20 protein-coding genes and 1 pseudogene are annotated in these 21,070 nt (G+C 43.6%); all 21 read left to right on the top strand.

Features of this window, described 5'->3' with window-relative positions; genetic code table 11:
* Positions 1-987 (top strand): transcription termination/antitermination protein NusG (locus DW033_RS16775; protein WP_233554224.1); only part of this gene is annotated, 987 nt, incomplete at its 5' end.
* A 31-nt stretch (positions 988-1,018) separates the two neighbouring features.
* On the top strand, positions 1,019-1,408 hold the full coding sequence (locus DW033_RS16770) for a hypothetical protein (protein WP_041525567.1): 390 nt from the start codon (positions 1,019-1,021) through the stop codon (positions 1,406-1,408).
* A 546-nt stretch (positions 1,409-1,954) separates the two neighbouring features.
* Entirely contained in the window at positions 1,955-2,101 is a 147-nt protein-coding gene (locus DW033_RS24720) for a hypothetical protein (RefSeq protein WP_172580097.1), read from the top strand.
* Between the two features lie 8 nt (positions 2,102-2,109).
* Positions 2,110-2,754: a sugar transferase gene (locus DW033_RS16765; RefSeq protein ID WP_011966417.1), complete on the top strand. Its 645-nt coding sequence runs from the start codon at positions 2,110-2,112 to the stop codon at positions 2,752-2,754.
* A gap of 51 nt (positions 2,755-2,805) precedes the next feature.
* The gene (locus tag DW033_RS16760; protein WP_011966416.1) at positions 2,806-3,567 is read left to right on the top strand and encodes a DNA-binding domain-containing protein; all 762 of its coding nucleotides are present in this window, start codon (positions 2,806-2,808) and stop codon (positions 3,565-3,567) included.
* Between the two features lie 239 nt (positions 3,568-3,806).
* Entirely contained in the window at positions 3,807-5,246 is a 1,440-nt protein-coding gene (locus tag DW033_RS16755) for a lipopolysaccharide biosynthesis protein (RefSeq protein ID WP_011966415.1), read from the top strand.
* The gene (locus DW033_RS16750; RefSeq protein WP_011966414.1) at positions 5,243-6,469 is read left to right on the top strand and encodes an EpsG family protein; all 1,227 of its coding nucleotides are present in this window, start codon (positions 5,243-5,245) and stop codon (positions 6,467-6,469) included. Before DW033_RS16755 ends, DW033_RS16750 begins: the two co-directional genes overlap by 4 nt.
* A 70-nt stretch (positions 6,470-6,539) precedes the next feature.
* Entirely contained in the window at positions 6,540-7,229 is a 690-nt protein-coding gene (locus tag DW033_RS16745) for an IspD/TarI family cytidylyltransferase (RefSeq protein WP_122382957.1), read from the top strand.
* Positions 7,226-8,269: a galactitol-1-phosphate 5-dehydrogenase gene (locus tag DW033_RS16740; protein ID WP_011966412.1), complete on the top strand. Its 1,044-nt coding sequence runs from the start codon at positions 7,226-7,228 to the stop codon at positions 8,267-8,269. Before DW033_RS16745 ends, DW033_RS16740 begins: the two co-directional genes overlap by 4 nt.
* Positions 8,262-8,933, top strand: a complete 672-nt coding sequence (locus DW033_RS16735; protein ID WP_122145806.1) for a ribulose-phosphate 3-epimerase — start codon at positions 8,262-8,264, stop codon at positions 8,931-8,933. Before DW033_RS16740 ends, DW033_RS16735 begins: the two co-directional genes overlap by 8 nt.
* Positions 8,934-8,939: 6 nt before the next feature.
* Positions 8,940-10,118, top strand: a complete 1,179-nt coding sequence (locus DW033_RS16730) for a CDP-glycerol glycerophosphotransferase family protein (protein ID WP_011966410.1) — start codon at positions 8,940-8,942, stop codon at positions 10,116-10,118.
* 7 nt (positions 10,119-10,125) lie between these two features.
* Entirely contained in the window at positions 10,126-10,800 is a 675-nt protein-coding gene (locus DW033_RS16725; RefSeq protein WP_147423681.1) for a hypothetical protein, read from the top strand.
* An 810-nt stretch (positions 10,801-11,610) separates the two neighbouring features.
* Positions 11,611-13,068, top strand: coding sequence for a B12-binding domain-containing radical SAM protein (locus DW033_RS16715; protein WP_122145807.1), 1,458 nt, complete (start codon positions 11,611-11,613; stop codon positions 13,066-13,068).
* Positions 13,069-13,083: 15 nt separating this feature from the next.
* Positions 13,084-13,836 carry a glycosyltransferase family 2 protein gene (locus DW033_RS16710; protein WP_057326348.1) on the top strand — a complete coding sequence of 251 codons (753 nt, stop codon included), beginning with the start codon at positions 13,084-13,086 and terminating at the stop codon, positions 13,834-13,836.
* Between the two features lie 230 nt (positions 13,837-14,066).
* Positions 14,067-14,246: pseudogene (locus DW033_RS16705) on the top strand (AAA family ATPase); the annotation flags it as partial.
* Between the two features lie 185 nt (positions 14,247-14,431).
* Positions 14,432-15,550 (top strand): acyltransferase family protein, encoded by a 1,119-nt coding sequence (locus tag DW033_RS16700; RefSeq protein WP_121773229.1) that lies wholly within the window; start codon positions 14,432-14,434, stop codon positions 15,548-15,550.
* Positions 15,551-15,557: 7 nt separating this feature from the next.
* Positions 15,558-16,694 carry an acyltransferase family protein gene (locus DW033_RS16695; RefSeq protein ID WP_122382955.1) on the top strand — a complete coding sequence of 379 codons (1,137 nt, stop codon included), beginning with the start codon at positions 15,558-15,560 and terminating at the stop codon, positions 16,692-16,694.
* 27 nt (positions 16,695-16,721) lie between these two features.
* Positions 16,722-17,933, top strand: coding sequence for an L-serine ammonia-lyase (locus tag DW033_RS16690; protein WP_008771936.1), 1,212 nt, complete (start codon positions 16,722-16,724; stop codon positions 17,931-17,933).
* Positions 17,934-17,972: 39 nt separating this feature from the next.
* Positions 17,973-18,977: a glycoside hydrolase family 43 protein gene (locus tag DW033_RS16685; RefSeq protein ID WP_036614350.1), complete on the top strand. Its 1,005-nt coding sequence runs from the start codon at positions 17,973-17,975 to the stop codon at positions 18,975-18,977.
* A 132-nt stretch (positions 18,978-19,109) separates the two neighbouring features.
* Positions 19,110-19,739, top strand: coding sequence for a TetR/AcrR family transcriptional regulator (locus DW033_RS16680; protein WP_005856435.1), 630 nt, complete (start codon positions 19,110-19,112; stop codon positions 19,737-19,739).
* Positions 19,740-19,776: 37 nt separating this feature from the next.
* A complete protein-coding gene (locus DW033_RS16675) occupies positions 19,777-21,063 on the top strand; it encodes a TolC family protein (RefSeq protein ID WP_122382958.1) in 1,287 nt (428 codons plus the stop codon).
* Positions 21,064-21,070: the final 7 nt, after the last annotated feature.

The raw sequence follows: 21,070 nt of genomic DNA, 5'->3' as shown, positions 1-21,070 counted from the left end.
GACAGGATCAGCCCCGCTAAAAGCTTGGATGCCGAGCTTTCCCGGCGCAAGCGTCGTGGGGAGACGTTGTTCGAGTATTTCGCCCCCTCCTATGTGGAGGTGAGGAAAGTGGATGGCAAGATGGTCAACACGAAGCGGCCCCTGCTGTTCAACTACGTGTTTATCCGGTCCTCGGTGGAGGAGATCTTCCAGATGAAGCGCACGCTTCCCCTATACAATTTCCTTCCCCGGGTCTCTTCCGGAGGCATGACTCATTTCCCTTATCTCTCGGATAGTGAGATGGGAAACTTGCGTTGGGTGGCGGAATCTTATTCCAACGAGCTTCCGGTGTATGTGCCGGACAGCAATCGCCTGCTAAAAGGTGATCGCGTGCGTATCACGTCCGGTTATTTTACCGGTATGGAGGCGGAGGTGGTGATCCAGCCGGGTGGCGGGCATAAAGATGTCATGGCGCGTATCCTCGATTGCATGTGGGTCCCCTTGTTGGAGGTGAAGCCGGGCGAGTATGAGCTGATCGAGCTGAACACCAAGGGCAAGCACGCCTATACGCACCTGGACAACGACCGCTTGCGGGAGGGCTTGCACGACGCATTGGGCCGTTATCACACCTCCGGTAGCGTGGCTGAGGAGGATACCCGCTTGGCGTGTGAGGTATTGAGATCCTACGGTTCGCTCCGTGCGGAGACGGACGTGATGCGTTGCAAGATCTACTCATTGCTTCTTTCTGCCTACAAGTTGTTGGGCGATGAGGAGGAGTTCACACGTTTACATGACACGATGCGTGGTATGCTCCCGGTGGTGAAAGCTCCGCAATCCCGTGCCTTGTTGCTGGTGACGCTCTACGGTTGCACGGACAGCGCCCTTTACCGGCAGATGGCGCATGAGGTGGTGGATCCTTGGCGGGGTGAGTCCTCGCCCAAGAAAAGCAAGTTATCCTTGATCCGCCGGCTGGACGATTGCGATCGCTGGCTGAGACATAATGAATAATGAATAAGGAATAATGAATAATTCAAAAACCATGTCTTCCCTTCCTTCTGGCGTTCGTTTGGTGGCGTTGCTGAACGAGCATTTGGGTGATATCATGAGCCGCGAGCGAACGAACACTGCTTCCATCCATTTGTATTGCACGGGTCCTTATTGGGTGGCGTTCGAGTGCTCAGCCTATCAGTTGCGCCGTGCGTTCCCGGACAGCGAGGTTACGCCGATGCGCTTGTTCGGCTACCCGTTTCCTGTGGTGATGGTTTCCGTGACGGATCGTTCGCTCCGTGCGTATGCCCGCAAGCACATCTTGCGAAGAGACGATAAGGATTACAAACAGTTGACCGTCCCCGGGTTTTCCCTGTCTGATTACCAAGGCTGGCATAAGAGAGAGGTGGAGGGATTGCCATTGCTAAGCGAGACCGTATGAGTGTGGCATACGTATAAGGGCATCGTTTTACACGTATATCGACGTCGCCCCACACATATATCGGTGTAGGCCTATACGAACGTAGGCGTGAGTCGATGCCGATATACGTACGGGATGGAACCGATGCCGGGGAAAACAGGTGCAAGTAATGCAAGTAATGCAGCACCTTTTTCCCACACACGCACGTGTACATTATATATGTCGAATCAAACTTTCATACGGCTATCCAGCGTTTCTCATCCGGATCGTTCCATGCCTTGTTTGCGATCGTTTAGTGTAAAATTCTTGTTCTATATCTTGTTTTATATAATGTACGCACGTGTGTGGGAAACAGGTGCTGCATTACTTGCATTACTAGGGCCTATCCATAAGGACATAGATGTATAAAAATAATAACAAACCAGACATGTATCACAGACAATCATTTCCCCGTTTGGGCGATTACATCGCCACGGTTTTACAAGTCACCAGACTGACCAAGTCCATTATCCGCATAAGCGGAGGCATTGGCAGTGACACTTACAATTCTTTTAAAAAGGCAAGGACATGCACTTTAGCGTTTACTATCGTTTGGTAGATCTCCTTTGGGACCATCTGTCGGACGAGGAACTTTTCCGCCGTCTGGCACGTGAGGCCTTGGAGCGGTATATCGATTACAAGAAAGAGGAGGAGAAAAATAGAGGAAAGGAATAAATTAAGCCATGCTTATAAAAGAGAGTGTTGATAAATCTACTGATTTTATCCCGGATGGGATGACCGCCTTCGAGCGTAACGTGAAGCGTATAGGGGATTGTCTTTTGGCCTTTATCGCCTTGGTCGTATTCTCCCCCTTGTTCTTGATCTGCTACATCGCCGTGAGGCGCGAGGATGGCGGCCCTGCCATTTTCAGGCAGGAGCGGATTGGCCGTTTCGGCCATCCGTTTCATATCTATAAGTTCCGCAGCATGCGTTTGGACGCAGAGAAGTTCGGCCCCGCCCTTTACAAGGGAGGCGCTGATCCCCGTATGACGCATGTGGGCAAGTTCCTGCGCGAGCATCATTTGGACGAGCTTCCCCAATTATGGAATGTATTCATCGGTGATATGGCCTTCATCGGTCCCCGTCCGGAACGGAAGTTCTACATCGACCAGATCATGGAACGTGATCCCCGCTATCGTTTCTTGTACCAGATCCGTCCAGGGGTGACCTCTTACGCCACGCTCTACAACGGCTATACGGATACGCTGGAGAAGATGCTCCGCCGCTTACGCTATGACTTGTTCTATCTGGAGCACCGCTCGTGGTGGTTCGATTTCAAGATATTGGTGAAGACGTTCTTGAACATTGCGTTCGGGAAGAAATTCTAGATAAGGATAACCGAGGAGAGCAATTCTGCCCTCCTTTAAATCAAGAATACCATGAAGAAAGTATTGAAAGGCTGGCTTATCGACAATTCGGTGACCACTGACAATAAGACCGATAAGATCTTGTTATTGGCTTCGGCCGGAAGTTTAACTTTGGATGATGTGCTGGAGGAGATGTACAAGCAAGACACGGGGTTGCGCCCGGAGACGCTTCACCATTCAGTGACGCTCTATCACCGTGTGCTGATGGACTTGATTTTGAACGGTTACAGTGTGAACACGGGCCTGTTCCGTGCCGTTGCCCAACTGACCGGCGTGATCGAGGGCGGTGTGTGGAACAAGGAGAGAAACTCCATCTACGTCTCTCTCACGCAGGACAAAGTGCTGCGCGAGGAGATCGCCAAAACCTCGGTTGAGATCCTCGGCGAGAAGTCGAACATCATGTACATCCTCGAGACTGAGGATAAGAAGACGGGCTTGAAGGATGGTAGCGCTACGGCGGGCCGCAACTTCTTCGTGCGCGGCGCCATGCTAAAAGTGGTTGGCGACGACGAGTCGGTAGGCGTTACGCTGACCAATGCGGCGAAGGCTGTCACAAAATTAACGGACGATCTGATCACGATCAATAATCCCTCCTCGCTCACGTTGCTCCTGCCGGCTGATCTGGCGGAAGGTGAGTATACGCTGACGGTGACGACGCAGTATTCCACATCAAACCGTCTCTTGAAAACGCCCCGTAGCGTAAGCGTGCCGGTCTGGATCGGTGGTCGCCCTGCTGATGGCGGTAGTGATAGCGAGAGTCCGGACGAGATTTAAAGGAAGGGGCACGGCGAGCCTTCTCTCTTCATAAAAAGGGATTGGCTCGCTGTATGATCCCTTCTCCAGCCTTGTATAACCATCTTATGCAGTGCTGTATGAAGCCCTTATGCAGGGTTGAATGATGGGATTATACAAAATAGGTTGGTGTAGATGTTTCAAGTAACTTGCTCTAAATAAAGAAGTGCTTTATGTTATAAGGTGTTTTTATTGGAACAAATAGGAGATATAGTGATTATATGTCAGAATCCATAAAAAAGAAAGCATTGCGAGGTGTCGCATGGAGTGCTGTAGAGAAATTCCTTCGGCAAGGTCTCATGACATTGTTCTCAATCCTTATTGCTCGTCAATTATCACCGTCTGATTATGGTTTGGTTGCGATGCTTACAATTTTCTTGGTGGTGGCGCAGGTCTTTGTGGATTCTGGTTTCGTGGAGGCTCTTATTCAGAAACAAGACAGGACAGAGGTTGATTTTTCCACGACGTTTTGGTTCAATATAGGGGTATCATTATTGATATATGCCGTATTGTTTTTGTGCTCACCCTTCATCGCCAGTTTTTATGATGAGCCTCTATTGGAGGAATTATTGGTATGGATGGCCTTGATATTTGTTATCAATGCGTTCCGTACGGTGCAACAAGCGAAATTGAATATAGCGATGGATTTTCGTAGACAAGCTTGGATTTCTATTATCGCCATATCTGTGAGCGGATGCGTGGGGATTTGGATGGCTTATCATGGTTTCGGTGTCTGGACATTGGTGTGGCAACCGCTTTTACAGAATTTCTTGAATGTGGCGTTGCTTTGGGTATCGGCGGGTTGGATGCCCTCATTCGTTTTCTCCATCCGTTCCTTTAAGGGATTATTCGGTTTTGGATCGAGATTGTTGATGAGTCGGACTTTGCATGCTATTTATGCGAATGGAAGTTTTTTGTTGATAGGAAAGTTTTATTCATCAGCAGCGACAGGTTTGTATAGCCAGTCCACACAGATGACAAGTTTTGTCCCGACGGCTGTTAACGATGTTGTAGCCCGTGTAGCCTATCCGATAGAGTGTGAGCTGCAAGATAATGAAGAGGAGTTGCAACGGCGTTTTTTCCAGATGCTGCGCATGACTTGTTTCGTCCTTTTCCCGTTGATGATGGGATTGGCTGCCCTGGCGGAGCCGGTGGTGCGATTATTGTTGACGGACAAATGGATAGAGACTGTTCCCTTGATACGTATTCTTTGCTTCGCTTGGATTTGGTGGCCGGCCTCGAACATGAGCTGGCAGTTGTTGAACGCAAAGCACAGGAGTGATTATTGTCTGAAGGCAGAGATAATAAAGAAAGTGATCGCTATCTCTATCTTGGTATTTTCCCTCTTTTGGGGTATCAAGGTGGTTTGCATAGGAATGTTGCTCTATTATGTGGCAGATGTCTATGTGATCACTGTATTTTCGGCACGTGTACTGCCCGGAGTGACCTTCGCATCTGAAATGAAGTCCATGCTGCCGATACTGGCGTATGCGGCGGTCATGGGTACGGGCGTTTACCTGTTAGACCATATGATAAGCTCCGATGCGGTGTCGCTCGCCGCGGGAACAGCCGCAGGGATCGTGCTTTACATGGCGGTAACGTTGCTTACCGGATCCCGGGAGGCTTGGTATCTATTGGAAATGATAAAGAAAAGGCGATGATATACCTGATTGTTTTCATTTACCTGCTGTATCTGTCTGTCCGCTATGATATTCTTGGGCGGGAAGATTATAGGTGGACGCATTACAGGATAGCTGTAACTCTGCTGATACTGGTGGCGGGGCTTCGCTGGAGGGTAGGCTCAGATACGGTTTCGTATGCGTCTGATTTTTATTTTAGTCATGACTTGTTCCATTTGGAATGGAGCGATTTTGAATCAGTGATGAAAATGCCGCTATGGGTTCTGTTGCAAGCGACCTGCAAGACGATTTGGAACGATTTTTTACTGTTCCAATTTGTTGTGGCGGCTTTCGGTATAGGGATGATAGCATATTTCATAAAAAAAGTGTGTCCCTCTCTATGCTTTTTCATACTTCTCTGTTTTTTCATAGGCCGTTATACGGCTACGAGTATGGAACATATGAGAGGATCCTTATCCATCATTTTTTTCTTGTTGGGTATATTAGCCGTCAATGACGGGAAAACCAAGAAGTTCCTGCTATATTTCTTGGTTGCAGTCCTGTTTCACGTGTTCACGATTTTCGCGGTTTTCCTGTTTGTTATCGGTTACTACCTAATTCCACGAAAGCCTGCTATTTACTGGCTCCTTTGTGTAGCGATGATTGTCCCGATACTTGTCGGAAAGGATTTTATGACTCCTATAGCAGAGGGTGCGTCATTGTTTCTCCCCAGTGAAGATATGGCTTCACGTATAACAGCGTATGCCACAAGTGAGTGGTTTGGAAACAAAGACTTGAGTATAATCAACTATGTGTGGATGGTTGCGCAGTTGATCGTTTATGTATTCATGCTTCATAAAACGCAGGTGATATATCCCCAGTATATCCGCTTGAAGCAAGATCTGTTTCAAACGTGTGTATGTATAGCTCTCCTATTGGTATGTGCAAGATACAGCCTTATGATCCTGTATAGAATGGTTGATTATTTCTATTTCTTCACGCTTTTCTTATCCGTCATGTTCGCCAAAGGGATATTGATCGACCGTATTGTACGCAGACAGAAAATCCTTGTTTTCTGTGTATTACTCCTATTCCCTCTGTTTTTTGGAGCTAAAGCTTGGTTGAATGAAGATATTATAGGAGGAAGCTACACTTATTCACGTTATTATCCATACAGTTCCGTATTTGATAAGTCCCTTGATCCTGAAAGAGAAAAACATCATCAGTTAAGAGGGAGTGGATGGTCGGTGGAAAATGATTATTAGATTATTTTTTAATAATGTTGCGTTTTATTTTATTAGATAGTGTTGTTCTTGTATTTATTATAAAGTGATTATGACTAGAAATGTTGCGATAATATTATCCGGTGGATCTGGATCTCGTATGGAGTGTGATATACCTAAACAATATTTGAAGATACATGGAAAAATGATAATATCTTATAGTTTAGAATGTTTTGTGTGTAATAAGCACATAGATGGCCTTATTATCGCTATAGATCCGAAATGGAAACGAATTCTGGAAGATGAAACTAATAGTTTTGATATCCCTATTCATTTTGCTATTTCAGGAGAAAGTCGGCAATATACGATATTCAATGCGTTAAAGGTGGCAGAAATGTTTTATGCCCCATCTGATATTGTTATTATTCATGATGCAGCACGCCCACTTGTAACAGATGTACTTATTGATGAATGTATCAATGTATGCCAAAAATATGATGGGGCTATGCCTGTTTTACCAATGAAGGATACGATATATGAAAGTTATGATGGGCTGAGCATATCTTCTGTCCTTAATAGAGATATATTATTTGCAGGACAAGCTCCTGAAGCTTTTAAATTAGGGAAATATATAAATGCTTGTGAGTCTATGAATAGGGAAGAATTGTTACTGGTGAGAGGAAGTGCAGAAATAGCTTATAAGGCAGGAATGAAAGTAAAGTTAATAAAAGGTGATGAACGAAATTTTAAAGTAACGGTACCGGAGGATTTAGTTCGTTTAAAATTATTGTTGGAAAAATGAAAGCAAATGTGTTATTTGGTATAGGTGATTTAAAGTATACGAATATACCACTGCCTAGATTAAAATCAGATGAAGTATTAGTTAAAGTTAAGGCGGCTGGGATTTGTGGATCGGATATTGCTAGAGTATTTAAAACTGGAACATATCATTTTCCTACTGTTATAGGTCATGAATTTTCAGGTGTAGTTAGTGATATTGGAAGTTCAACATATTTATCTTGGTTGGGTAAGCGAGTGTCTGTTTTCCCTTTGAAACCTTGTTTTAAGTGTAATAATTGTAAAAATAAGGAATATGAATTATGTTCGAATTATGATTACTTAGGATCAAGATGTAATGGGGGTTTTGCGGAATATGTTGCTGTTCCTGTTTGGAATCTCTTGGAGATTCCGGATTGCGTTTGTTATGAAGAAGCGGCTATGCTAGAACCAGCAGCGGTTGCCTTACATGCATTAAAACGATCTGGTTTTAAAAAAGGAGATACAGTTGTTGTTATCGGTCCAGGAACAATTGGGATGATATTATCTCAAATGGTAAAACTTTTGGGAGCATCAAAAGTGGTATTAGTAGGTAGGACTCAAACAAAGTTGGATTTTGCAAAGACTTATGGGGTAGAGAATATCTGTAATTCTACTACTTCAGATGTATCTGAATGGGTATCAAGGAATATAGATAGCTCCGGAGCCGATATTGTTTTTGAGGGGACTGGGGCATCTATGTCGTTCAATACTAGCTTGAAAATAGTGAAATCTTCGGGTACTATTGTTGCTTTAGGTAATCCAATTGATGATATGACTTTAGAGAAAGATTTTTATTGGAAACTATTGCGAAAGCAATTGCAGATTTATGGTACTTGGAACTCTAGTTTTGGCATCAATGATAATGATTGGACTCAAGTTTTATATTGGTTGGAGAATGAAAAATTGGATCTCAAAAGATTGATTACCCATCGTTTGGATTTTAGCCAGTTAATGGAAGGCTTGATGCTTATGCGTGATAATTCTATTTATTCAAATAAAGTAATGTTGGTAGATCATGAATAGAATATCTAAATTATCCGTTTCGCTTATGTGTGCTGACTTGGTAAACTTGGAGCGTGACATCCATATTTTAGAAGAAAATGGAGTTGATTATTTACATGTAGATATAATGGACGCTGCATTTGTCCCAAATCTTACATTTGGTCCTGATATGGTTAATTCTATTCGAAAGATTACGAGTCTTCCAGTTGATATTCACTTGCTTATGGAACATCCTCGTACAATTATCCGTTCAATGGACATTAGAGATGGGGATATTGTATCTATTCATAGTGAATGTAAAGAAAGTGTTTTGGAGAATGCGGCTTTTATTAAACAGAGGGGTGCGAAATTTGGATTAGCCTTAAATCCGGATACTTCTATAGATGAGGTACGTAAATATCTCCCTTATGTTGATGTTATATTATTGATGCTTATTGTACCCGGATTTGCTGGAACAATGATGATTCATGGAATGATGGAAAAAGTAGGTGAAACTCGTCAATATTTGGATCAACATAATTATGGAAATGTAGAAATATGTGTAGATGGAAGTGTCAGTACTGAGAGAGCGAAATATATGCGTCAATTGGGAGCCTCTATTTTCGTGGGAGGAACAGCCGGAATTTTTAAACAAGGATGTATTCTACAAGATACGATTCCTTTATTTATGTCATATATAAAATAGTAATTTATGATACTTAAGCTTTGTGTAAAAGAAGTCTTACGATTTCTCTTGCGTGTATTCTATGTGTTTAGAGTAAAGTCAAATAGGGTGTTATTTGAAAGTTATTCAGGTGAAAGAATTTGTTGCAATCCATTTTATATTTATGATAATATTGAGAAAATAGTAGGTAGTAATGTTGAGATTGCTTGGAGTGTTAAGCCGAAATGCAATAATGAATATGCTGATATTAAGTGTGTTAAGAGATTTTCTTTAAGTTATTTTAAATATTTAATGACTGCAAAAGTTTATATAACAAATATTGGAGGATATGATTATATTCCTTTTCGAAAGACCCAAATAGTTATTAATACTTGGCATGCAGGAGGAGCGTATAAGAAAATAGAAAAAGATTTTTATGACATTGGAAGATGTCAGTGGTTATATAATAGATCAATTTTGCATTTCTCTAAGGCTACTTCTTATTTTTTATCATCGAGCTATTCTACTACAAAATGTATGAGTTCTGCGTGGAATTTGCATGAGGATAAATTTGTTAAATTAGGATTACCTAGAAATGATGTGTTTTTTAGTGCTCAAAAAATGAATGAATTGTCAAATTGTATTCGTGATAGATTTAATATTAAACAATCTGATTTTGTCGTATTGTATGCACCAACTTTTAGAAACACGACATCAAGTCCGTCTTATGATTGGAGTTTGAAAGAAAATGAATTATTGGAAGCTGTAAAAAAACGCTTTGCTGCAAAAAGAGTCATTCTATTTTTAAGATATCATATGTGTTTATTTAATAGTCTTTCGTTTAATTCAAAAATGCATGAATATACGTCCACTGTAAGAGATGTTTCAGACTATCCAGAAATGCAAGATTTGTTATGTACTGCAGATATGTTAATAACAGACTATTCATCGAGCGTTTGGGATTATTCATTTACCTATCGCCCTTGTTTTCTTTTTACTCCTGATTTAGAAGAATATAAGAAAAAAACAGACTTCTATACACCTATAGAAGAGTGGGGATTCCCTATTTGCAAGACAAATGAGGAATTGAGAAAACAGATAGAGGCTTTTGATGAGAATAAGTTTAAGCAAGCTATGATACGACATCATGAAAATCTAGGTTCTTATGAGAAAGGGACAGCCACAGAGGAGGTCGCTAAAATTATACTTTCACATATTGATCACTAACTTTATTATGAGAGTTAAAGAATTATTACAAAGTGTCCTTTGTAGATGTGTGATAGAATCGGATCTGAATCGGATAAAGAAAGCGATCAATAAATACTCTGTGATTTCTTTTGATATTTTTGATACTCTTTTACAAAGGAAAGTATCAACTCCTTCAGATGTATTCGACCTAGTGGAAAAAGAATATAATAAATTGAGTTCAATTCCGATTCGGGGCTTTAAGCAAATAAGAATAGAAGCTGAATTGAAATCCAAAAAACAATCTTTAACTGAGGAAACGAATATCTATTCCATTTATAATATGCTACCTTACGATAAAGAGGTAAGAGATTTGTTGCTCCAATTGGAATTGAAGATAGAACGCATTGAGCTTTCAGCAAGGCAGGAAATAAAAGCCTTATATGATTATGCTGCCTTTTTAAGGAAAGAAGTTATTATTATTTCGGATATGTATCTTCCTGTTGGTTTTATAGAAGAAATATTATATGCCAATGGTTACCGGTATCATTCTAAATTATATGTTTCATCTGCTACTGGTGTATTGAAATCTACAGATAATATGTTTCGGTTTGTTTTGAAAAATACAGGCTATAGAACTCAGGATGTTCTTCATATAGGAGATAATATATTGGGAGATTATATTTGTCCTAAATCATTAAAAATTAAATCTATATGTATTTAAAGTACTTTACGTTGTTCTGCGTCCCCTTGGTCTATTTGTTTCGGACAAGGCCTCATGCGGTCGTATCGTTGTTTTTTACCCATCTGCTGCCCATCGTCTTTTTGTACGGAATGCAAACGGGTTTTACCGTTCAGACGTTGGCTTTGTCATTATCAACGCTGCTAATAGTAGAATGTGTGTATGAAATAGGCTATATTCAGAATGATACGGAGACAGTCAAAAGGGATGACAGTCCGACATGGAGACTCAACGGGACGGAACTGGATTTTTATTATCAGCATAAGCGAGTGGTGTATATTTCCCGTATTATCCAGACAATTGCATTTTTAACGATGCTCCATTTCTTTTTCCCCCATGCGCACACTATCTATTTTGCCGTGGGGTTATTGGTGTTGCTCATCTCGTTCTTGCTGTACAATAGTCTTAGTGGATATGTAAAGATGTTTTTGTACTTCATTCTTTCAAGTTTGCGTTACATTATCCCTTTCCTGTTGTTTCCCGAGAACATATCCGTTTCTCTATTAGTGTTATTATTGCTGATACATTCATTTGTACGAACATTAGAGTTTAAATCGTCCAAGCCTCCTTATATAACAACCAATATTTGTTTTCGGAAATATATTATCCGCTACGATGTATCCAGATTGTATGGATTCAGAGTCATCGCTTATTTTCTGCTGCTTTTGGTTTCAGCTGTTTTGTATAGAATCTCATTCTTCCCTTTTTACTATTTACTGATTATGCTTTATGTTCTGTCATTCAGAACAGCGATATATATGTTTAACAAACTAAGAACCCGATAGATTTATTATGAACATCTATTTCATCAATCCCCCTTTCAAAGCCGAATTCGGGAAGTTCTCCAGAGAATCCCGTAGTCCGGCAATTACGAAAAGTGGGGCTTTATATTATCCTCTATGGCTGATTTATGCGGCTTTGTATTCAAGCAAACAGGGACATAATGTCTCTTTTTTGGATGCTCCAGCTAAACAGTTAAATGAGGAACAGTCTTTAAACATTATTCGGAAGACGGATAATGAGCATTCATTGTTTGTTTTAGATACAAGTACGCCTTCCATTAAAAGTGACGTTGCTTTTGCCGGGAAGCTGAAGGCATTGTATCCTCACTCGTTTGTCGTGCTTGTGGGGACTCATCCTTCGGCTTGCGCAGAAGAGACGTTGGGTTATTCGAATGCGGTGGATGCGGTCGCTATTGGGGAATATGATTGTATCGTGAATGAGCTAGCGAATGTTCTGGACGCAGGAAAGGATCTGCGGGAGGTTCGAGGGCTTTGTTTTTGGGACGGGAAGGAGTTTGTACGAATTGCGCATATGCCACCGATGAAGAATTTGGATGATCTTCCTTTTGCCTCACAATTTATCAAGGAACATTTAAATGAGAGGGATTACTTTTTCGCTGCTGCCACATATCCCTCTATCCAGATATTTACCGGGCGTGGATGTCCCTTCCGTTGTAATTTCTGTGTCTATCCGCAAACGATGCATGGGCATGTTTTTCGGGCACGATCCGCAGAGAATGTGGTGGCCGAGTTCGAATACATTGCCGCTAATTTCCCAGATGTGAAGGAGGTAGTAATCGAGGATGATACATTTACAGCCAATAAGAAGCGAGTATTGGACATTTGTCGTTTGTTAGTGGAAAAGAAATTGAATAAACGGTTGAAATGGTTATGTAACGCTCGTGTGGATCTTGATTTGGAAACGATGTTGGCTATGAAAAAGGCCGGATGTCGTTTGATTATTCCGGGTATAGAGAGTGGTAGCCAAAAGATATTGGATAACATCAAGAAAGGAACGAAGGTGGAATATTTCTATCAGTATGTTGCCAACGCTAAAAAGGCGGGCTTGTTGATACATGCTTGTTATATGGTCGGTAACCAAGGCGAAACCCGGGAAACCATGGAAGAGACTCTTCGGTTAGCGTTAAGGTTGAATACGGATACCGCCCAGTTTTTCCCGTTGATACCTTATCCCGGTACGGAGGCTTATCAGTGGGCGAGGGAAAATAACTATATAGAGACGGATTATGAGAAGTATTGTTTGCCGGATGGTACACATAACACCGTATTGTCTTTACCGGATCTTTCCGCAGGGGAAATGGTTGATTTCTGTAATAGGGCACGGAAGAAATATTATTTACGTGCCAGTTACATTTTACACAGGCTGAGAGTCGGTTTGCGTAATCCTTCAGACTTGAAACGTTCGCTTAAGGCATTCGCTAAGTTGAAACGTTATTTATTCAAATAATCATTTGTATTTAACGTGTTGCCTCTTGTATCCATTATAACCCCGTGTTATAATGCGGCTCCTTTTATATCCCAAGCGATTGAGTCCGTATTGGCTCAATCGTTTGGGGATTGGGAGATGATTATTGTGGATGATTGTTCTAGTGATGATTCACTCTCAATCATTCAAAAGTATGCGAGAATAGATTCCCGTATTCGATATTTACGGACGGATAAACCATCCGGTTCGCCTACGTTACCCCGTAATATGGGAATAAAGGAAGCGAAAGGACGGTATATTGCTTTCTTGGATAGCGATGATATATGGTTACCGAATAAGCTAAGCGATCAGTTAAAAGTCTTTGAGAAATCTGAGGTCGCTATTGTTTTCTCTAACTATGAGAAAGTAAGTCTAGGCGGAGAGCGATGCGGGCGTGAGGTAATAGCTCCTTGTGAGGTTGATTATCCTTTGTTATTGAAAGGGAATTGTATAGGATGCTTGACAGCCATGTATGATTCAGCCTTGACGGGAAAGATATTTTTCAAGGAAATTGGGCATGAGGATTATGTATGTTGGCTTTCTATCTTAAAGCAAGGGTATAAAGCGCAGAACACAAATACGGTGACGGCTCTTTACCGAGTTAGTGACCATTCGGTCTCTTCGAATAAATTAAAAGCCATGCGTTGGCAGTGGAACATTTTGAGAAATGAGATGGATTTGCCGGTGTATAAGGCTGTTTATTATTTTATTCATTATGCGATTAGAGCTTTTGCTAAGGCTATGAGGTGATCTTACTCAGTGAAATATTTGTATGCCTTAGATCTAGTGCTTACTCATAGACAAACTGTCTTGTAAAATAGAGGGCGATATTCTACTTCCAGCTTATGGAAAGTAAAATATCGCCCTCTATTAGTGTAGAAAAAATTGAGTATTTCATAGAATGAAAACTATAATCGGAGACTTGTTCCGGAAAAAAGTTCTATCTTTGTTCAACAACAGGTGTGGTAAGAAAAAAGGTTATGACGACTATGCGTAAATTACCGATAGGAATACAGAGTTTCGAAAATATTCGGAATGAGAACTATTTATATGTGGATAAGACTGCCTTGATTTACCAATTGGTGACGAAAGGTAAGCCTTACTTTCTGAGTCGTCCTCGCCGTTTTGGGAAAAGTTTATTGATATCTACGTTAGAAGCGCTATGGTTTTCTGAACTTTATAACTCCTTTTTATTCATCTATATCTGATGAGGAAAGAGGCGTACGCTGAAAAACTGGAGGCTAAATGCGAGGGGAAAGATTAGGAGCGTCTTTTATGTCAAACCCCATTCGTATGTAAGTGAGTTTGAGTATATTTGTGTTGACTTTAAATGTAAATAGATTATATGGAAAAACAAAAACAACAACCCCAGCGGTTGCAATCATTGGATGCCCTTAGGGGTTTTGACATGCTCTTTATTATGGGCGGTGCTTCTTTATTTGTCGCTTTGGCGACATTGTTTCCGAATCCTTTTTTTCAGGCGATAGCCGGGCAGATGGAACATGTGGAATGGAACGGATTGGCGCATCACGACACGATCTTCCCATTGTTCCTTTTTATTGCGGGTATCTCGTTTCCGTTCTCACTAGAGAAGCAACGAGGAAAAGGTATGACGGAAGGGGCGATTTATAAGAAGATCGTCCGTCGGGGGATTACCTTGGTTTTCTTGGGATTGGTATATAACGGGCTATTGTCGTTTGAATTTGACCACCTGCGTTGCGCAAGCGTGCTGGCGCGTATCGGGTTGGGATGGATGTTCGCGGCCTTGTTGTTTGTCCGTTTCGGTTGGAAAGCGCGTGCAGGGATAACGGTTCTTATCTTGGTTGGCTATTGGCTGGCGATGGCTTTTGTGCCTGTGCCGGACGCCGGTGGAGCGGGGCCGTTCACGCTCGAGGGAAACTTGGTAGGGTATATTGACCGCCTGTTTCTTCCCGGACGTTTGCACGAGACTGTTTTTGATCCGGAGGGTTTATTCTCCACCGTTCCCGCAATTGCCACGGCAATGTTGGGTATGTTCACCGGTGAATGGATTAAGTTACGGAAAGAGGGGCTGACCGACCGAAAGAAAGTGCTTTGTTTAGTAGGAGCGGGAGCTGTATTGTTGATCGTCGGCTTGTTATGGAGCTTGGTCTTCCCTATCAATAAGAAGCTATGGACAAGCTCTTTTGTCTGTGTGGTAGGTGCTTATTCCGTTTGGATGTTTGCTTTGTTCTTCTATATCATAGATGTATTGGGGTGGCGTAAATGGACCTTGTTTTTTACCGTGATCGGCATGAACTCTATTACGATCTATTTGGCACAGCGTTTCATCCGTTTCTCCTATACTTCCGAGGCTATATTCGGAGGGTTGGCGAAATTGATGCCCGAGACCGCCCAGCCTTTGGTTAGCGCTATCGCATATATCGCTGTTTGTTGGGGATTCTTGTATTTCTTATATCGCCAACGTATTTTCTTGAAAGTATAATAGACGGATGGAGAAGAAGAAATTAAATCGGTTGGAGTCATTGGACGTACTCCGTGGCTTCGACCTTTTTTGCTTAGTGGTGTTGGAGATGGTGTTGCATCCGCTGGCCCATGCGATCGATATGTCTTGGTTTAATTCTTTTATGTGGGGATTCTCGCATGTGGAATGGGAGGGATTCTCTACGTGGGATCTCGTGATGCCCTTATTCTTATTCATGGCGGGAGTTTCCATGCCTTTCTCTTTGTCTCGTTATAAGGATATGCCCGATAAGATGGCGGTATATCGGCGGATCGGGAAACGGGTGCTACTGCTTTGGGTCTTCGGTATGATGTGCCAAGGTAATTTATTGGCTTTGGACCCGGACCGGGTTTATTTGTATTCAAATACTTTGCAGTCGATCGCTATGGGGTATTTGATTGCTTCTTTGTTATTCTTGCATGTAGGGATACGGGTACAGATCGGTATAGCGGCGGCTCTTTTATTAATCTTTTGGGGAGCGATGGAGTTTATTACAGTCGGTAACTATGGGGGAGGTTCGTGCACACCGGATAGTAATTTGGCCGAATGGATCGATCGCACCGTACTGGGACGTTTCCGGGATGGGGCGACGGTGGAGAACGGGGAGGTGATATTCGCTACTTGGTATCGTTATACATGGATACTGAGCAGCTTGAATTTCGGGGTAACCGTCTTGACCGGGTTGTTCGCCGGATATATCCTAAAGAACAAATTATATTCCGAGCGGCTCAAATTACGGATGTTATTCGGTATTGGTCTGGGTATGGTTATCGCCGGATGGCTTTGGGGTATCGAGCTTCCTGTTATTAAGAAACTGTGGACCAGTTCGATGGTATTGGTGAGCAGTGGGTACTGTTTCTTGCTTATGGGGTTGTTCTATTATTGGATCGACTATAAAGGGCATCGAAAGTATACGACTTGGCTGAAAGTGTACGGCATGAATTCAATATTGGCTTATATGCTTACTAACGTGGTAAGTTTTAGGTGTATCGGCGAATCCTTGTTTTTCGGAACCCAGCAATATTTAGGAAATTATTATCCGGTGCTCATTGCCATGTGCAATGTATCGGTAATTTATGTACTTTTGTATGCGTTTTATAAACATAATATTTTCCTTAAAGTATAGAAACAAGAAAACTTAGATCGAAGAAAGATGGAATCAATCAAACAAATATACCGGATGGGTCATGGCCCTTCAAGTAGTCATACTATGGGGCCGATGCGTGCGGCACAAATGTTCTTGGAACGTAACCGGGGCGCTGTTCGTTTTAACGTAACCTTATATGGTAGTCTGGCGGCTACGGGAAAAGGCCATATGACGGACGCAGCTATTCTTGAGGTATTACAGCCGGTCGCGAAGACAAATATTACTTGGGAACCCAAGACTTTCTTGCCGTTCCACCCGAACGGGATGTTGTTCGAGTCGTATAATGAGAGTGGCGAGGAGCTGGATACGTGGACCGTATATAGTATCGGCGGGGGAACCTTGGCGAACGAGTCTTTCAATGAGTTGAGGACGGAGCAAGTATACGATATGCATACGATCAAGGAGATACAGGCTTGGTGTGAGAAGACTGGCCATTCCTATTGGGAATATGTCGAGCAGCACGAAGGCCCTTCTATCTGGGATTATCTGGCTGAGGTATGGGAAGTGATGCAGGATGCGGTTCGTCGTGGCCTGGAAGCGGAAGGCATCTTGCCGGGAGGTTTGGGCATTCGTCGTAAGGCTTCCGATTATATGATCCGTGCGAAAGGTTATGGCAGCAGTATCAAGAGCCGGGGAATGGTGTATGCCTATGCCTTGGCGGTGTCTGAGGAGAATGCGTGCGGTGGGAAGATCGTGACCGCTCCGACTTGTGGTTCTTGCGGTGTAATGCCTGCGGTCCTTTATCACTTGAAGGAGACGCGTGAGTTCCGTGATTCCCGTATATTGCGTGCGTTGGCTACGGCAGGCTTGTTTGGAAATGTGGTGCGTACGAATGCCTCCGTATCGGGGGCAGAGGTAGGTTGCCAAGGTGAGGTTGGCGTGGCTTGCGCTATGGCTGCCGCTGCCGCCAGTCAGTTGTTTGGTGGTACGCCCGCGCAGATCGAGTATGCCGCCGAGATGGGATTGGAGCATCACTTGGGATTGACTTGCGATCCTGTTTGTGGCTTGGTACAAATCCCTTGTATCGAGCGAAACGCTTTTGCTGCTGCCCGTGCGCTTGACGCGAATACGTTCTCGAACTTCTCCGACGGAAAACACCGGGTAAGTTTTGATCAGGTGGTTGAGGTGATGCGCCAGACAGGTAATGATTTGCCCAGTCTTTATAAGGAGACCTCGGAAGGTGGTTTGGCGAAGAACATGGAGAACTCGAATAATTAAAAGATACTATTTGATTTACTAATAAATAATCTACTATTGATGATAAACGGAAAGAAAAGCCTGTTTTACACAGTATTGATGGCCGGTGCCTTGATGTCCTGCGGCGGTCCTAAACAGGCTCCAAGCGAAGAGGTAGCGAAGAGTGGTAATCCTGTATTCGAGGGTTGGTACGCCGATCCGGAGGGAATTATTTACGGGGATACCTATTGGATTTACCCGACTACGAGTGATTTATATGAGAAGCAAACCTTCTTCGATTGCTTCTCTTCCAAGGATTTGGTGAATTGGACCAAGCATACCGCCATTCTTGATACGGCAGAGGTGAAATGGGCGAAGATCGCTATGTGGGCTCCTTCGGTAATCAACAAGGACGGTAAGTATTATCTTTTCTTTGGGGCGAATGACGTGCACGAGGGAGAGATCGGAGGCATCGGTGTTGCCGTGAGCGATCGTCCGGAAGGGCCTTATAAGGATTTGCTGGGTAAGCCGCTGATCAACGAGATCGTGAACGGGGCGCAGCCGATCGATCAGTTTGTTTTCCACGACGCTGACAATGATGAGTATTATATGTATTACGGTGGTTGGAAACACTGCAACATGGTACGCTTGAATAAAGACTTTACCGGACTTATACCGTTCGAGGACGGAACGATTTATAAAGAGGTAACTCCCAAGGATTACGTGGAAGGCCCGTTTATGTTTAAGAAGAATGGTAAATATTACTTCATGTGGAGTGAGGGTGGTTGGACCGGACCGGATTACAAGGTCGCTTACGCCATCTCCGATTCTCCTTTTGGCCCGTTCAATCGTATCGGGGAGGTCTTGCGGCAAAATTTCGATATCGCCAACGGAGCGGGTCACCACTCGATCATGCATGTGCCGAATTCGGAAGATTACTACATCGTGTACCATCGCCGGCCGGCCGGGGTCAAGACACGTGACCACCGGGAGACTTGTATTGAGAAGATGACGTTTAACGAGGAGGGATTGATCAATCCTGTGGAGATTACGACCGAAGGAGTTGAGGCTCGCACGATCCAATAATTATTTAAGAAGGATTACATAGCAAGAAAACTTAGGTTTTATTTGCTATGTAATTTTTTTATACTACTTTTGACGCATGTGTCAAACTATAATGACAAACGATAGTGACAAAACAAAAAATAACATTTAATTATGGAAGCGAAAGACATGAATGAGATGGAGCCTCGCATCATAGAAGCGGCGAAGCGAGTGTTTGTCCGAAAGGGGTACGAGGCGGCTACCATGAGTGACGTGGCGGCAGAAGTGGGTATTGGCAGGACGGCCTTACATTATTATTATAGGACGAAAGAGATTCTGTTCGACGCTATTTTCGGACAATTGCTTTCTTCATTGTTGCCGAACATCGATCGGGTTTTGGATGAGAAGAGTACGATGCTGGAGAAAATGCCGGTGATCGTTGATCTGTATATGGGAATTGTTCGTGCGAACCCGATGTTCCCGAATTTTGTGGTGGGCGAGTTAAACAGAGATCCGGAACGTTTATTCCAGACCGTGCTGAAAGATCCGAAAAAAATACAGCCCATCTTGCGTCTTCGTCGTCAGATAGAGGAGGAGATGGACAAGGGGCTTCTACGGAAGATGCCGGTCATAGATTTGGTTTCGACCTTGGTGAGCCTAGTGGTCTTCCCGTTGTTGATCCGCAAGCCACTAGCGGCGGCTTTTTTGGATAACGATATGGGGCGGTTTGAGGAATATATGGATAGGCGCAGGGATTTGATCGTCGAGGTAATAACCCAGCTGATGGTCCCGGATGCCAGATGATGGATTTGTTCAATTTAATAAACATATCATAGAGTATATGAGAGGTGTATATGTATTATTGTTAATTAGCCTGTTGGGTTATGCCGGAAGGGTTAGCGGACAGGAATCGGTCACGATCACCCAATGTTACGAGTGGGCGAGGGCGAATTATCCGCAGATTCATCAAATGGGTTTGATCGATCAGACGGAGCGTTATAGCTTGAGTAATGTGGGCAAGGCTTGGCTTCCCCAGCTTTCGGTAAGCGGTAAGGCAAGCTATCAGAGCGACGTGACGAAGTTGCCTTTGGATGGCGATAAGATCTCCTCGCTTCTTCCCGGCTTTGAGATCCCTAGCTTGAGCAAGGATCAGTATCAAGTCGTGGCGCAGGTGGACCAGACGATTTGGGACGGCGGTAGCACCCGTTCGGCCCGTGCCTTGACTCGTGCCGAGGCGATCGCCAACCGGGAGCAGTTGGAAAGTGAGTTGTATGCGCTGAACGACCGGGTGAATCAAATCTACTTCGGTTGCCTGCTGCAAGACGAGTTGATACGTCAGAACGCTTTGCTTCAAAAGGAGTTGCAGGTCAATATCGAGCGTATCAAGGCGATGATGGACAATGGCGTGGCGAATCAATCGGATCTGGAAAGTATGGAAGTGGAACTGCTGAATGCCCGCCAAAATGAGATTGAGCTAAGAGCGTCTCGCACGGTATATCGGCAGATGTTGGCGACCTTTATCAATAAACCGTTGACGGATCAAGTCGTCTTGAAGACTCCGGAGTCACCCGAGCGTTCATTGTCCACGCAAATCAACCGTCCGGAATTACGGGCCTTGGATGCTAAGAGCGAATGGATTGAGACGCAAAACAAGCAGGTAACGGCGGGCTTGATGCCTCGTATCGGAGCTTTCGTACAAGGTGGTTACGGACGGCCGGGCTTGAACATGCTGGAGGATAGTTTCGAGCCTTATTATGTGGCCGGTGTCCGTCTTTCTTGGAATCTGGGGAAGTTGTACACGCTGAAGAACGACCGGAGGAAGATCGAGGTAAGCCGTCGCCAGATTGATGTGCAACGGGAGACCTTCTTATTCAATACCCGCCTGCAACTTTTGCAGCAAAACACGGAGATAAAGAAAATGACGGACCTGATGCGTGCCGATGACGATATCATCCGTCTGAGAACAAGCATCAAGCAGGCGGCGGAGGTGAAGCTGGAGAATGGCGTGATTTCTGTCACGGACCTAATCCGGGAGATCAACGCCGAGGACATGGCCCGGCAAACCGCCGCGGCGCACCGTGTACAGCGCTTGATGACTATTTATAATTATATGTATACAACGAATTAAATAGAGT

It is taken from the genome of Parabacteroides sp. AF39-10AC (assembly GCF_003635405.1).
In the GTDB taxonomy this organism is placed as follows: Bacteria; Bacteroidota; Bacteroidia; order Bacteroidales; family Tannerellaceae; genus Parabacteroides; species Parabacteroides distasonis.
Note: the sequence above shows the minus strand (reverse complement) of the source record. Positions and strands in the feature narration are given on the sequence as shown.